The following is a 14,505-nucleotide window of genomic DNA, read 5'->3' as shown; positions in this document are numbered from 1 at the left end:
TTGAAATGCAAAACTCATATAAAAAAGAGATGAAAAAAAGACTCTTTTCTATCTATCTTGTTATATTTGTTGCGATCTTTAGTATGGCAACTATAACTTATATTATACTCACTGAAGAGAGGTTGAAAAATTATAGAATTGAGTTAGAAAAAAACAACAGTTATACTCCTGAAGATATCTATAAAGGGATGGAGAGAGTTCCATTTGTTACCAAACTCGATATTCTAAGCTCTTCTATACAACTAAAAGATATTGTTATTTACCCCACTATTCATCAAAAACAGTATAAGTTATACTACACTCAAGTATCTAACTACTATATGTTTCTCATACGACCACTTATATCATTTGTCATTATATTCTTAATCATAGACTTTTTGTTTCGCTCTATTTTAACTAAGGCACTCACCAGACTAACACTTATAGAGAATTTTTTAAATGAGTACTTTACACATGCAACTATCAATAAAGAGATTTGTTCTCAACTGAGTAGTTATGATGATGAAATATCTAAAATTTGTCTTCATACTAAAGAGCTAATGAGTGAAAATCTACTTGCGATAGATACAAAAGAGAAACTCTTTAAAACTTTAGAGAAGTTAAACGAGATTGTTCTTGAGTTAAGTTATGAATTTCATATAGAAGAGAGTAATAAACCTTGGAAAAACTACCAAAAACAGAGTACTAATTTTCTAAACTACATTAGTCAAAAGAATGTAGCACTACTACAACTAAAGTCTCCAGACCTTAAAGCCAATAAAATAGATGAGATAATTTTTGTTGACTCACTTGGAGATTCACTTAATCATTATGAGATAAAACTTATTCATGTTCATGATGGCTTTGGAGTTATTATTGGTGATATTACAACTTTATATAAAAAGCACAAAGATATACAGCATAAAGCACTTCATGACTCCTTAACAAATCTTCCAAACAGGACTCTGTTTTTAGATAGACTTGAGAGTGAAATAAAAAAATCGCAAAGATTAGAGAAAACATTTGCACTTCTGTTTTTTGACTTAGATAAATTTAAAGTGATAAACGATACTTATGGCCATCAACTTGGAGATGCCTACCTGATAGAATTTAGCAAGAGGGTCTCTAAAGCTCTAAGAGCATCAGACACTTGTGCAAGATTGGGTGGTGATGAGTTTGTTGCAATCCTATCAAATATGAAAGGCTTTGATCAAATAGAAACTATTCTAAATAAAATTACTGAATCTTTAAAAGAGGAGTTCCGTTTTGGCGAGCACTCGTTAAAGATGAAAGCTTCAGTTGGGATTAGCCTTTATCCAGATGATGGGGATGATGGAGATATTTTACTTCTTAAGGCTGATAACGCCATGTATAAGTGTAAAAAAAGTGGTGAAACTTACTGTAGATATATACAAGAGCTATAGTCTCAACTTAAAAAATAGAGCATAAAGATTAATTTGAGGTAAGTTCTAAGAAAGCTTATGTTATAAACCAAAACAATAAAATTAACACTCTTGGATAAAACTAGAAAAAGAGGACAAATCCTCCCTGCGGTCTGAGCCTCTGTTTCTAGTTTTTCCAAGACTTACTACTACATAGGAATGATAAATTATGGATAATACACTAAAAATTGGAAAATATGAACTAGGCTCGCGTTTAATCGTTGGAAGTGGAAAGTATGACTCTTTTGAAACTACAAAAGCAGCTACTTTAGTATCTGGTAGTGAACTTATCACTGTTGCTGTACGTCGTTTAAATATTACTGATCCAGACAAAGAAAACCTTCGTGATACTTTTGCAGGAACTAATGTAAAGTTTCTTCCAAATTCAGCTGGATGTGTAACAGCAGAAGAAGCTATAACAACATTTCGTCTAACGCGAGAAGCTACTGGAATTGATTTAATAAAACTAGAAGTTATCGGTGATACGACTAAGACTCTTTACCCCGATGTTCTAGAGACTATCAAAGCTTGTGAAGTACTCTCAAAAGAGGGCTTTACGATCATGGCTTACACTTCAGATGATCCAATCATGGCAAAACGTCTTGAAGACGCTGGAGCACATGCTATTATGCCTCTAGCGGCACCTATTGGCTCTGGTCTTGGTATTCAAAACCCATACAACATTGTTTTTGTTCGTGAAGCTGTAAATCTTCCTATCATAGTTGACGCTGGAATTGGTTGTGCGAGTGATGCGGCATATGCTATGGAGTTAGGTGCTGATGGTGTTTTAACTAACACGGCTATAGCTCAAGCGCAAAACCCTATGATGATGGCAGAAGCGATGAAGCATGCTGTAATATCTGGTCGTATGAGTTACCTAGCGGGTAGAATCCCTAAAAAACCATATGCAACTGCATCTTCACCAGTAAATGGAATGATTCAGTTTTAATACCTAAAGAATAAGCTACTTAAAGAGTAGTTTATTCTTTAACTTTATAAGCCCTAACCTAATCCCCGAGTACTTCATCAGTTTAGCCATTTTTTTCCACTCTTGTTTATCATAACACTTATCTTCGCATGTTCTACATTTTGGCTTTGGATCTAGCTTGCAATGACCTAATCTATCATGAGCATATTCAAATAGTTCTGCACACTCTAAGCATAAATGAAGCTCTGCATCATCATTAACATTTATGATATTCTTATGAGACTTTGAGTGCTCATTTTCACAGTAGTAATTGAAAAAAGTCTCTAAATCTTTAAGATTTTTCAAGTATATCTCTCTTTTCAATTCAACCCCCTCCTATCACTAGAGACTAGACTTCTATCTTATCTGATAGATGGGTCATCAATAAAAGTTGGCCCATCCCTTCAAAAAACTTATCTATACCCATATCTTTTGCTTTTACAGCCTTTTGTAAAGCTGCAAGAAATACAAGTTGCGACTCATCTGATGCTTTCATATATGTATCTATAATATACTCAAATGTCAAAGAGTGAACCTCTCCATTTATCTCATAATCTATAGAAGATAAGCTATCGACGCTCTCTTCTAGTAAAATCTTTTTACATGCGTCTGAAGCCTTACTCATTTATATGACTCCTATGAGAGACAACATAACGACAAACATAGCCACTGGCGTTATATAACGCAGAGAAAATAACCAAATCTCAAAAGCCCATCCAAGATGCGGCTTCATTACAGACTCAACCTGTGATTTGGGAATGATAAAACCAACAAATACCGCCATAATAAGACCACCTAGAGGCAGCATAATAGCTGCAGTCACATAATCAACCCAGTCAAAGAAGTTCTTTCCTCCCCAGGTTAGAGACTCTTTAAAGCCATCAATGTTTGAGAGAATTGCAATAATTCCAAAAAGCCAGAAGAAAAGTCCCATAGAAATAGATGATTTGAGTCTACTCCAACTAAACCTATCTATGAAGTACTGTACCATTGGCTCAACCAAGGAAACAGATGACGTAAGACCAGCAAACGCTAGAGCTACAAAAAAGAGAACTGCAAAGACATTGCCTAGTATGCCCATCTCATAAAAAACTGCAGGAAGAGAGATAAATACTAAACCTGGCCCTTTTGCTGGGGCTGAGCCATACTCATATAAAAATGTAAAAAGCATTAGTCCCGCCACTATTGCAATCGTAGTATCTAAAAAAACCACCCAAAAAGCGTTTTTAACAATGTTAGAATCTTTTTCAAGCGAAGCAGAGTATGTCATAATCGAACCCATACCAAGACTGAGAGTAAAAAATGCATGTCCAACTGCCGTCACAAAAGCATCGGAATCTATCTTAGCCCAATCGGGTGAAAACATAAATGAAACAGCTTGTGTAAAGGCACCAAGGGTAGTAGCATATGCAAACATTCCTGCCAGTATTATCATTAAAGATGGCATCAAAATCATGTTCATCTTTTCAATACCACCTTTAATACCTCTGTTTAGTACATACGTAATACATATAAACGCTAATGTATGATAGAGCATCTGTGTAGTAAAATCACTATGAAGCATAGCATTAAATGTAGATTCTGCTTCTTTCACTGTAGTAGGAAGGGCTATTAATGATGTTACGATGTAGTTAAATATCCAACCTATTACAACTGAGTAGAAAATCATAATAAAAAGGCCAGCTAAGCCTTGAAAACCACCAAGCTTCCATAGCTTTTTATTCTTTGGTGCAAGTTTTTCAAAAGACGTCACCGTATCTTTTCGACCCAAGTATCCTATAAGCATCTCAGCAATCATAATAGAAAAGCCTATAAGTAATACTGTTAAGAGATAGACTAAAACAAATGCACCACCCCCATATTCTCCCGCAATGTATGGAAACTTCCAAATATTACCAAGACCTACAGCACTTCCGGCCGCCGCAAGTATAAATCCAATCCTACTAAATCTAGCTATTTTCATCTATATATCCCTTTTATTGGGCTTATTATACTTAAAAAGTAGAAGATATAAAAGAATCTTCTAAATACTATTGACATTTTCAGAGTAATTAACTATAATTCCGCCTCATTAGTCAGAACTTGTCTCTGGTTTTTGTGTAGGTCGGGGTGTAGCTCAGTATGGTTAGAGTACCTGGTTTGGGACCAGGGGGCCGAAGGTTCGAGTCCTTTCACCCCGACCACTTTTAAAAATTAATAAGATTTATATTTGAGTATCAACATGGTGGGATTAGCTCAGTTGGTTAGAGCACTGGTTTGTGGTGCCGGGGGTCGCGGGTTCGAATCCCGTATCCCACCCCATGAAATAAAATATAAAACTTAAAAACAATAACAACTAATAAAGTAGTAGCGTTCGTGGCTCAACTGGATAGAGTTTCGGATTTCGGCTCCGAGGGTTATAGGTTCGAATCCTATCGGGCGTACCACCTTTAGAAATATGCCTCCTTAGCTCAGCTGGATAGAGCAACGCCCTTCTAAGGCGTAGGCCACACGTTCGAATCGTGTAGGGGGTACCATTTAAACTTACGTAAAGAAAGTTTAACTATAATTCTACTCTTATTAATAATCACATGCGGATGTGGTGAAATTGGTATACACGCCAGACTTAGGATCTGGTGCCGCAAGGCGTGGAGGTTCAAGTCCTCTCATCCGCACCATCCCTTAAATACGGGACTTCAAGAGATTTTACTCTCACTTTAAGAAAACTTCAAAAACAGTTTTTTACTACTTTTTTACTACAACCCTTAATCTTTACTAAACATAATTCTTTTATACTAATTTTTTATATTCAGCATATTTCTTATACATTTCAATGAAATGAAATTGTATGAATAGTTATGCAAACTTTTGAAACCAAAAACATATTGAAAACACTGCCATTTCCTTTATGGTCTTTTCCCCGCAATTCTAATATTATTATCCCGTTCAAATTATTCAACGGGGTACCAAGTGTTTTTCACTCCCAAAGTGAAGGAAGCTTTCTTTGGCTTTCCGTTGAGTAATTCAACTGGGGCACCTGGTACCTGTTCCTCACTCAAGCACATTTCATTGTTAAAAAAATTGAAAGGCGTATTATCAAGCGTCTGGTGAAGTAGATACTCTGTTTGCAAGCTATCATAGTTAAGGTAAGCAAAATAGTACTCAAGTATTGAAAAAAAAGTAGAAATTGATACAGCTGCGGCTGGTTCTCACAGGGAAACTAAAAGAGGAATCGACTACATGCAGATAAATATGTTTAAGAAGTACTTAGACATAGATGGGCGCTGTAGATGATACTATGCTCTGATCACCTTCTCATACCGACCTAAATCCAAAACTCTGACATATTGGACAAGGAACAAACTGTACAGCACAACCGACAGTTGATGGTATATAATGCCCCTAAAAATCAAGACAACTATTCTAAAGATTTAATTTCATAAGTACTTGTTACCTTACCCTACATTTTTCAGATATTCAAGATAGACATTCATGGGTTTGGGACCGTTTAAAAATCTGTGTCAATCGGGTAAAATAACAATTACTCAAGGACACACAGATGAAGATAGAAATAGATGCAGAGCAATTTGCTCGTGATATAAAGGCTGGTAAGAGTATCAGTGGTAAAGATGGAGCATTAAGCTCTTTAATAAAGCAACTTACAGAAGCTGCTCTCTCCGCAGAAATAGATTCCCATTTAACACAAGATATCTCAAAGAACCGTAAAAATGGCTATGCCACTAAAACTATGAAAAGTGAACATGGTGAATTTGAACTTGATGTTCCAAGAGACCGTAGTGGTAGTTTTGAGCCTGAGATTGTAAAGAAAAATCAACGAACTATGTCAGGTGAGATAGAAGATAAAATACTTGCTCTTTACTCTCATGGTAACAGCTACTCTCAAATAGCAAAGCTTATCGAAGATATTTACGGTGTAGGCTTTTCTAAGGGTGCAATCAGTACAGTAACAGATAAAATAATACCTATGCTTCAAGAGTGGAAAGTTCGTCCTCTTGAAGAAGTATATCCTTTTATATTTTTAGATGCGATTCACTATAAAGTAAAAGAGGATGGAAGATATATCTCAAAAGCATTTTATACCGTTCTCGGTGTCGGCATTGATGGGAAGAAAGAGATACTTGGTCTCTATCTCAATGAGAGTGAAGGTGCTAAGTTCTGGCTACAGGTACTTACTGATTTATCTCATCGTGGTGTTAAAGATATACTCATCGCTTCCGTTGATGGTTTAAAAGGCTTTCCTGAAGCCATAAACTCAGTCTATCCTGACACAGAAGTACAACTCTGTATTGTTCATCAAATCCGAAATTCACTTAAATATGTAGGTTCCGCTAATCAAAAGCAGTTCGCAAAAGAGTTGAAGAAAGTCTATCAAGCCTTTACGAAAGAAGAAGCTGAAATTGAACTCGATAAGCTTGAAGAAAAATGGGGTAAAAAATATCCAATCGTTTTTACTTCTTGGAGAAATAAATGGGATAATCTGTCTGTATATTTTAAATATCCAGCTGATATTAGAAAAGTAATCTATACCACCAATATCATTGAGTCTGTGCATCGACAGTTCAGAACACTGACTAAGACTAAAGGTGCTTTCCCTAATGATAATAGCTTATTAAAATTACTCTATATGGGCATCCAGAATGCCTCAAAAAAATGGACTATGCCAGTTAGAAACTGGAGCTTAACTATCTCTCAACTCTCAATTCACTTTGAGGGGAGATTAGATAAAGCTCTTAATTTATGATACAATTTTAGGAATTACTCGATACTGACACAGATTATTGAACACTACCATGGGTTTTCTATAATCTAAACTTGAATGAAATCTCTTAAAATTGTATTTGTAAATATATGCTTTAACTCCTTCTTTTAAATCTTTAATTGTTTCATAATCATTTATATAAATATTTCCATGCTTGAGAGTTCTGAAAAATCTCTCAATGACAATATTATCTATGCTTCTTCCTTTGCCATTCATTGATATTTGAATATCGTGTTTTTTAAGTAACCGTGTATGTTCATGACTTGTATATTGGCTGCCCTGGTCTGAATTGAATATTTTAGGCTTAGGATATTTACTGAGTGCATCTTCAAGAACATCAGTAGCTAGTGTTGCATCCATTGAGTTTGATATTTTATATGAGAGAATAGCCTTGCTGTGCCAGTCTATAACGGCTGCTAAATACATAAAGCCACCATTGATACGGATGTAAGTAATATCTCCACTCCACACTTCGTTTGGAGTTGGCACATAAACACTCTTTTTTCTTCCAATCTTAGTCCAATATTGTTTGAGTAGATACTCATAAATTGGATGTGCTTGATTCTTGAGGCTTGTTAGTTTCTTTTTAGTTGGATAGATAGCTTGTATGCCAAGTATTCCCATATACTTCAGCACTCGATGCTTTCCAATACTGAAGCCATCCTCTTTTAATTGCTCATGGATAAATCTATAACCATACTCTGAATTTTCAGTAGCTACTTCATCTATTCTGTGGAGTAGTTTTATATCATCTTGGCTCATTGGTGCTGGTCTGTAATAGTAATGACTTCTACTTATACCTATCACTTCACACTGCTCTGACACAGATATTTTATTATGCTTAGACTCTATCAGAGACTTTTTATTTATCAAGTCCAAGCTCTTTAACTTTCCCGCTGCCCACTCCGCTTTAATAGTTGCTTTACCAAGTGCTTTAGCAAGTCCATCATTTTCAGTTTTTAACTCTTCTATCTCATCACGGTAAGCTTTAGTAGCACCACTAACATCAAACGCTAAAGATGCATTTTCTAAAAATTGAGTTTTCCACTTTCCCAATGATTGAGAAGTGATTTTATACTTAGTCGCTATCTGACTTGTTGTCATCTCTTCTCTTAACATTTCTAAGACTATTTTAGTTTTTTGTTCGGCAGTGTAAGTTTGCCCTTTTTTTCTACTCATAATTTATCTCCATAATTCGTAATTATTTTAACTTTTTTGAAAATAAATCTTACTGAATTGCTGTCTTAGATTTTAGGGGCATTATAGTTCAAGGTGCTACACTAAACCTAAACGGCTACACACTCACTGTAAATGGAGACTTTGCTACGGCTACTAATTCAGGAAGACTGCAGATGCTAAAAGCAGACGATAAGTTGATAGTAAATGGTGATGTTACATTTGGCGGTGCATCAACATATAATTATCTGACCAATGGTGTTATAGAGTTAACTGGTGACTTCTATCAAGTAGGTGATAAATATGTTGATTCTAGTAGTTACTCAAGTAGTACTTATAGTCACTATGCAGATAATGGTTATTCATTTTGTCCTTCAGGCTCTCATAAAGTCGTATTTAACGGTACAACGAAGCAGACAGTTAATTTTCAAAAACCTAGTAACAGTAGGTTTATAGATATTGAAATATTAAACAGCTCTTTTGATGGTGTGGTTTTTGATCATTTAGACATTCATGGAAAGTTAATTAGAAATAACAATAATGTTGCTATATCCTATATTGATAATTGGACACTGACAGAAGACATGGTCATACCAAACAGTATTAGTGTAAATAGTCTTTTAAACCTAAACGGCTACACACTCACTGTAAATGGAGACTTTGCTACGGCTACTAATTCAGGAAGACTGCAGATGCTAAAAGCAGACGATAAGTTGATAGTAAATGGTGATGTTACATTTGGCGGTGCATCAACATATAATTATCTGACCAATGGTGTTATAGAGTTAACTGGTGACTTCCATCAAGTAGGTGATAAATATGTTGATTCTAGTAGTTACTCAAGTAGTACTTATAGTCACTATGCAGATAATGGTTATTCATTTTGTCCTTCAGGCTCTCATAAAGTCGTATTTAACGGTACAACGAAGCAGACAGTTAATTTTCAAAAACCTAGTAACAGTAGGTTTATAGATATTGAAATATTAAACAGCTCTTTTGATGGTGTGGTTTTTGATCAAGCAACAACAGCATATGGTAAACTCTATACAAGTCAAGAAATATATAATACAAGCTATCAAACAGGTTCTCTTTTAACATATACTGAATATCTAGATAATAGTTATTACTACTTTGATGTAAAAGCAGGAATGAACTTCATAGCTCTTCCAAATACACAAGATTTAAATATAAGTACTATGGAGAATCTATTCCCAAATAACATAACTACAGTATGGGTATACAATAATGAGGAGTGGAAAGGGTTTAGTACAAATAGTGAAAAGGTTTCAAAATTAACTGAAGATAATATTTCAAGAATTGAAAGCATATCAAAAGGTGAAGGAATAATAATCAACTCTATAGTAAATCAGACACTTCTCTTTCCAAAAGGAGATAATTATTCTATTAAAGATTTAAATATTATCGAAAATCTAAGCTCTGGCTGGCATCTACTTGGTACCAATAAATCAATAACAGTGAATGAGATAAAATCTTTAAATACAAACATAGTATCTCTGTGGAGCTATGATACAAAAAAATGGTTAGCGACAGCCACTGAAGCAGACTTTATAGCAAATATCACAAAAAGAGAAATTACACCTCTAGAGAGCATTGGATCAAACAGTGCTTTTTGGGTGTATGTGAAATAAGGAAAATAAGAATGAAAAATATACTTTTTATAATTTTAATGCCATTTATATTTATTGCTTGCGGAGGTGGAGGTTCTGAAGCAACTTCTTCTGAAACTACTAAGTCAACAACTTCCGACATTAGCAACAGTTCAAATGTAACTCCTGTCACTATAAAAGACTCATTAAGAGGTGAATGGATGTATATAAATGATGGAACCATTGTATATATTGATGAAAACTTCGTCTACCCAATTACTGAACAAAGCTCTACATTAATCAGTATTGTGAAGGATTCTAAAACTTATCATCTCATGCGCTCAGGAATAGATAGTACAAATGTGAATGGAAATCTATATGAAGAAGGTACAGTAGTCTCTAAGAGTATTGCTAGGGCTATAGGACGTAATATAAAAAAATCTCAAAATAAAATAGGTAATATAAATGTAATCTTGAAACATTTAACAGATGCAAAAAATAAAAAAGAGCAAAATATTAATACTGCTGGTCAATTTTCTTTTTCCAATGTTAAATCTGGGAAATATGTTTTAAAAGCTACAACCGATACTAACCTATCTGTAGAAACGAAAGTTGATGTTAAAGGTGAAGAGATTAGCCTTGGTAGTTTTAAACTTGTTGGTGATGATGGTTATAACTTTAAGACAGAATTTGTGATAGACAATAGTGATAGTGGATACTTTTATGGTAACTTGACTACATATACTGGAAAGTTAAAAATAAAAAATATCGGTACAAAACTTGGGACAGGTCTAAATTATACATTTAAAACAGATAGTGGATATGTTGCAAACCTTACAAATGAGATTATTTTAGGTACAGTTGATGTTAATCAAAGTATTGATATACCATTTAGTATCTCTTTTAATGTACTTGATAAAGTAACAGAAACTGTCTCTTTAGATATTATTATTAAAGATGTAAATAATAATGAGTGGATTGATACAGTCTTTTTCCATGTTTATCAGACACCAATGAATGTATATGTAAAATCTAAACAAGCAAATGTAAATGGCTATATTGTCGCACCTGGAAATGAATTAACTAAAATAAATGCGAGTAATGCAACTCTTACAGTTCCGTATAGAGCAGGAAAGGTTTATTATTTAGTATTGTCGAATCCAGATGTTCAAAATGAAACACCATATTCAATAGGCATAGATGTACCTACTCTCGCCTTTGATACTTTTCAAGAAACTGGTGCACATGAGCCAAATAATATTGAGAGTGAAGCAACTACTATTAGACCTGATGAAAGCATTGTCTCTTATTTACATGTTGGAGATATAGACTATTATAAGATTGATATGAGCACTTCAGCCGATGTTGGCTTATATTCACCTCCACAGATACCATTTAGATAATTTTACATATGACTATAAAAAGTTATAAGAGGCTTAGTATAGAGTACACAAACAACTGTCTTAGTCCTTTTACTATTTTTAAATCCTAAAAGGTAAGCTTATTTAGCTTATAGAGACAGTTCTCTTGTTGCTTCATGTCTAATATTTGGTATAAGGTGTGCATATCTCATAGTCATTTCAATATTCTTATGACCAAGTTGTTCTTTAATCTGCAAAATATCTAGGCCAGCTTCTGCAAGCCAACTTGCATGTGTATGTCTAAGCGAATGAGCGGTAATCTTATTTTTGCTATCTTTAATTTTATTTCCTCCAATTACACTTTCAACAGCACTCATAAAATAGTCTGGCATACGCAAAATAATTCCACCAACACTATTTGTAATAACATTATCATTTACTTTATTATCATATAGATATTGAATAGTTTCAACAAGTGTATCATTCATGGCAATATGACACTCATTTCCATTTTTTGTTTTTTTGAAAAAGATTGTTTTATTATTTAAATTAACATCCGACCACTTAAGAGGAATTGCTTCTCCTGCTTTATTCTTTTGAGCAGAAGCTCCAGTAATTTCGCTAAACCTAGCTCCCGTAAAAAGTAGTAAAACAGTTAAGTGATATGTTAGGGTGTGAGTCGATTGCAATATTGCTAATATCTCTTTTGCTTCATCTTTTGTCAAGTATGCAAGACGTTTATTATCTATATCAGGCATTTTAACCTTACCATTACTGAGTGGATTAGTAAAGTTTTTGAGTATATCATGCTTGATTGCATAATTTATAATTGTTCGAATCAAGGTGAGTTGATGTTTTACTGTTTGGGCTTTTAATCCCTTATCCACTAAATCACTTTTAAATTTCTCAAACTCTAAAGACTTTAAATTCTTTACAGCTTTATTGCCAAATGCAGGCTTAATATGCTTGTTGTAGTTTTGTTCATCAATTGTCCATGACTTCTTATTCGCTTTTGCATAAATAAAAAACTCTTGCCAGAGATCATCGAGTTTTATTTTTGAAGTTCTTCCACCTTTAATTGTAGGTTCTTGGTCATGCTGAAGTTTATACTTCACTTCTATAAGTTTTGCATAAGCATCTCTAGCACTAAAATCAGAAGCAATAGTTTTTTTACCTACTTGAACTTTAACAGGTTTACCATTCTCATCTCTATAATTTATATAATAAGAGATATCTCCATTTTTGAGTTTATTAATCCAAACACCTTCATATTTTCCACCTGCTGGTTTTAATGCCATAAATCAACCTTTTATTCAAACTTTATTATTTCATCAATTAAGCATTATTGATATAGAAAAGCTTAATCATACTGAAGCATTAACTTTTTTCATTGCATTTGAGTAAGCCTCCAGCTTCATCAATGAGTTCAAGCTCTTGGATTATGCCATGCTTTTTGAGTTGTATAATCTTTTCCCTATACATAGTTAAAACTCTTTGAGAGAAGACCACATTACTATGAGAACTTCTTGTTTTTTGCATCTCTAAAGGATGTGTTTTTTCAAGTTCTTGAATTTTTTCTATATATTCTGGTAACTTTTGAAGAAATATTTTTACAATTTTTCTAGCCTCTTTTTTAAACGAAATAGATGAAACTCCAACGATAGATGCCAACATATAAAAATCATCCATTTTCCAGTTTTTAGGTTTTTTAAACGGTTGCTTCATACCTAATCCTAAATCATATGCATCTCCATTGTAAATACCTATAGAGATGAGATCATAAAGTGGTGAGAGAATATATTTACTATTTCCAATATTGAGTGCAGCTATATTTTTAAGGTGTAGATCGGCATGCTTTATTAAATAACTATAAAAATAGAATTTTAAGGCCTCCATTTTTTGTTCTTTGTTCATCAAAATATTATTAAGAACTTTAAAGAGTGTTTGGCTATCACTTTTATATTTATCTTTACTCAAAATATTGAGTACTTGGGCAAAGTCCTTTTGAGGATACTTTAAGCCTTTATATCTATCATATCTTTTTGTAACATAATGAAAATCTACATCTTTTGCTTTAACTATAGCAGTATATGGCACATTAAATCCAAGTTCATTCTTTGCGAAGCTCATAAAAAGATGCTCATTTAATGCTATATATGGAAAATATCTTTTTTTTGAATCTTCCTCAATATGAAAATAGTTGTGTTTATTCTTATTGCGGGGTTTTAAAAGGTACTCAGCATCTTTAGACTCTACTATTGTTTTCGTATCAAAATTTATATTTACATCTATTTTTGTTTGAAAACCACTAAGATCTGAATGTTCAGTATTTGATTCAGCATCAATTATCTCATCATCTATTAAAAGTTCAAAATCGAGCAAATTAGGGAAGTTGTTTCCCCCTAAAATCTCATTTTTAACACTTATCCAGTTATCTCTTTTGCCGTATGTTGATTTATACTTATATACTTCTTCTAGAGGTATAAAATCTAAAGCACCGTGAGAGTTATTTAATTCTTCAAGCACTTGTCCTAATTCATCTCTATTTTGTAAAAGTCTCTCTCGACGCTCATATTCAGGTATTAAGTTTTCGAAAAAGGCAAAAAGTTCGGCACTTCTATTTTCTTGACCTTTAACTAAACCTTCAAAAGACTCATTTTTATAGTTTTGATCATATTTAAAAATATATTCGCCATTACCGAAAGATAATTTTCCCGCCTTTTCTCCACTATTAAATACAATATACTGATATGGAGCTTCTCCTTGTATATATACACGCCTATAACGTCTATTTCTTGTCGAGCCTAGTGCTTCTATGAGTTCTAATTCTGCAAGCTTCTTTAATGCTCTTTGTACATTTCTTGCATTAAAACCTGTTAGTTCAATAATTTGTGCAGATATGATTTCTTGATGCTTATTCACAAGTGCAAGAATACTCTCTTGTGTTTGGTTGAGTTGGTTCTTCAATTCATCTACCTTTTCACTACGACATATTACGACAAAATAATATATTTTTATTATTTTTTAATATTATACACTATTTACGACTTATTACGACAGAAATACAATATTTAATATTGATTTTATATTTGCCACTATAAATAGACCCTTATAAATAGTGTTGTGGTAAAATAACTATTTTTACTACAGTTTTTACTACAAAACTTGAAAAGTGATGAAAAGAGATGTTACGACTTGAAAATTAAAAGCCTCC

11 protein-coding genes and 5 tRNA genes are annotated in these 14,505 nt (G+C 33.5%); 10 read left to right on the top strand and 6 right to left on the bottom strand.

Annotated features, from left to right (window positions below):
- Window positions 1–5: 5 nt before the first annotated feature.
- Together GJV85_RS01190 and GJV85_RS01185 are read left to right on the top strand one after the other, a co-directional pair.
- Complete coding sequence (locus tag GJV85_RS01190; protein ID WP_207562063.1) at window positions 6–1,403, top strand: GGDEF domain-containing protein; 1,398 nt, start codon at window positions 6–8, stop codon at window positions 1,401–1,403.
- A 187-nt stretch (window positions 1,404–1,590) separates the two neighbouring features.
- A complete protein-coding gene (locus tag GJV85_RS01185; RefSeq protein WP_207562062.1) occupies window positions 1,591–2,370 on the top strand; it encodes a thiazole synthase in 780 nt (259 codons plus the stop codon).
- Window positions 2,371–2,385: 15 nt separating this feature from the next.
- Here GJV85_RS01185 and GJV85_RS01180 read toward each other — a convergent pair whose 3' ends face one another.
- From GJV85_RS01180 to GJV85_RS01170, 3 genes are read right to left on the bottom strand one after another with little or no spacing between them, the layout of a single operon-like run.
- A complete protein-coding gene (locus tag GJV85_RS01180) occupies window positions 2,386–2,712 on the bottom strand; it encodes a nitrous oxide-stimulated promoter family protein (RefSeq protein ID WP_207562061.1) in 327 nt (108 codons plus the stop codon).
- A 25-nt stretch (window positions 2,713–2,737) separates the two neighbouring features.
- Complete coding sequence (locus GJV85_RS01175) at window positions 2,738–3,013, bottom strand: hypothetical protein (protein ID WP_207562060.1); 276 nt, start codon at window positions 3,011–3,013, stop codon at window positions 2,738–2,740.
- Window positions 3,014–4,351 carry a sodium-dependent transporter gene (locus tag GJV85_RS01170; protein ID WP_207562059.1) on the bottom strand — a complete coding sequence of 446 codons (1,338 nt, stop codon included), beginning with the start codon at window positions 4,349–4,351 and terminating at the stop codon, window positions 3,014–3,016.
- A gap of 142 nt (window positions 4,352–4,493) precedes the next feature.
- On the opposite strand from GJV85_RS01170, the gene GJV85_RS01165 reads away from it, so the two are divergent.
- From GJV85_RS01165 to GJV85_RS01140, 6 genes are all read left to right on the top strand, one after another.
- A tRNA-Pro gene (locus GJV85_RS01165) sits at window positions 4,494–4,571 on the top strand.
- 41 nt (window positions 4,572–4,612) lie between these two features.
- Window positions 4,613–4,689 (top strand) — tRNA-His (locus GJV85_RS01160).
- 48 nt (window positions 4,690–4,737) lie between these two features.
- Window positions 4,738–4,814: transfer RNA gene (locus GJV85_RS01155), tRNA-Arg, on the top strand.
- Between the two features lie 13 nt (window positions 4,815–4,827).
- A tRNA-Arg gene (locus tag GJV85_RS01150) sits at window positions 4,828–4,904 on the top strand.
- Between the two features lie 56 nt (window positions 4,905–4,960).
- Window positions 4,961–5,045: transfer RNA gene (locus tag GJV85_RS01145), tRNA-Leu, on the top strand.
- A gap of 881 nt (window positions 5,046–5,926) precedes the next feature.
- Window positions 5,927–7,129, top strand: coding sequence for an IS256 family transposase (locus tag GJV85_RS01140; protein WP_207561025.1), 1,203 nt, complete (start codon window positions 5,927–5,929; stop codon window positions 7,127–7,129).
- Here GJV85_RS01140 and GJV85_RS01135 read toward each other — a convergent pair.
- On the bottom strand, window positions 7,124–8,326 hold the full coding sequence (locus GJV85_RS01135; RefSeq protein ID WP_207562058.1) for an IS3 family transposase: 1,203 nt from the start codon (window positions 8,324–8,326) through the stop codon (window positions 7,124–7,126). The two genes, GJV85_RS01140 and GJV85_RS01135, sit on opposite strands and share 6 nt — an antisense overlap.
- Window positions 8,327–8,499: 173 nt before the next feature.
- Between GJV85_RS01135 and GJV85_RS01130 the strand changes: the two genes are divergently transcribed.
- Together GJV85_RS01130 and GJV85_RS01125 are read left to right on the top strand one after the other, a co-directional pair.
- Window positions 8,500–9,972 (top strand): hypothetical protein, encoded by a 1,473-nt coding sequence (locus GJV85_RS01130; protein ID WP_207562057.1) that lies wholly within the window; start codon window positions 8,500–8,502, stop codon window positions 9,970–9,972.
- An 11-nt stretch (window positions 9,973–9,983) separates the two neighbouring features.
- The gene (locus tag GJV85_RS01125) at window positions 9,984–11,333 is read left to right on the top strand and encodes a hypothetical protein (RefSeq protein WP_207562056.1); all 1,350 of its coding nucleotides are present in this window, start codon (window positions 9,984–9,986) and stop codon (window positions 11,331–11,333) included.
- A 107-nt stretch (window positions 11,334–11,440) separates the two neighbouring features.
- On the opposite strand, the gene GJV85_RS01120 is transcribed toward GJV85_RS01125, so the two are convergent.
- Together GJV85_RS01120 and GJV85_RS01115 are read right to left on the bottom strand one after the other, a co-directional pair.
- Window positions 11,441–12,589, bottom strand: coding sequence for a tyrosine-type recombinase/integrase (locus tag GJV85_RS01120; protein WP_207562055.1), 1,149 nt, complete (start codon window positions 12,587–12,589; stop codon window positions 11,441–11,443).
- A 79-nt stretch (window positions 12,590–12,668) separates the two neighbouring features.
- A complete protein-coding gene (locus GJV85_RS01115) occupies window positions 12,669–14,258 on the bottom strand; it encodes a HipA domain-containing protein (protein ID WP_207562054.1) in 1,590 nt (529 codons plus the stop codon).
- Between the last annotated feature and the right edge of the window lie 247 nt (window positions 14,259–14,505).

The sequence above is a fragment of the Sulfurimonas aquatica genome, from assembly GCF_017357825.1.
GTDB lineage: Bacteria > Campylobacterota > Campylobacteria > Campylobacterales > Sulfurimonadaceae > Sulfurimonas > Sulfurimonas aquatica.
The sequence above is the reverse complement of the archived record's forward strand: the minus strand, read 5'-3'. Positions and strand labels throughout refer to the sequence as shown.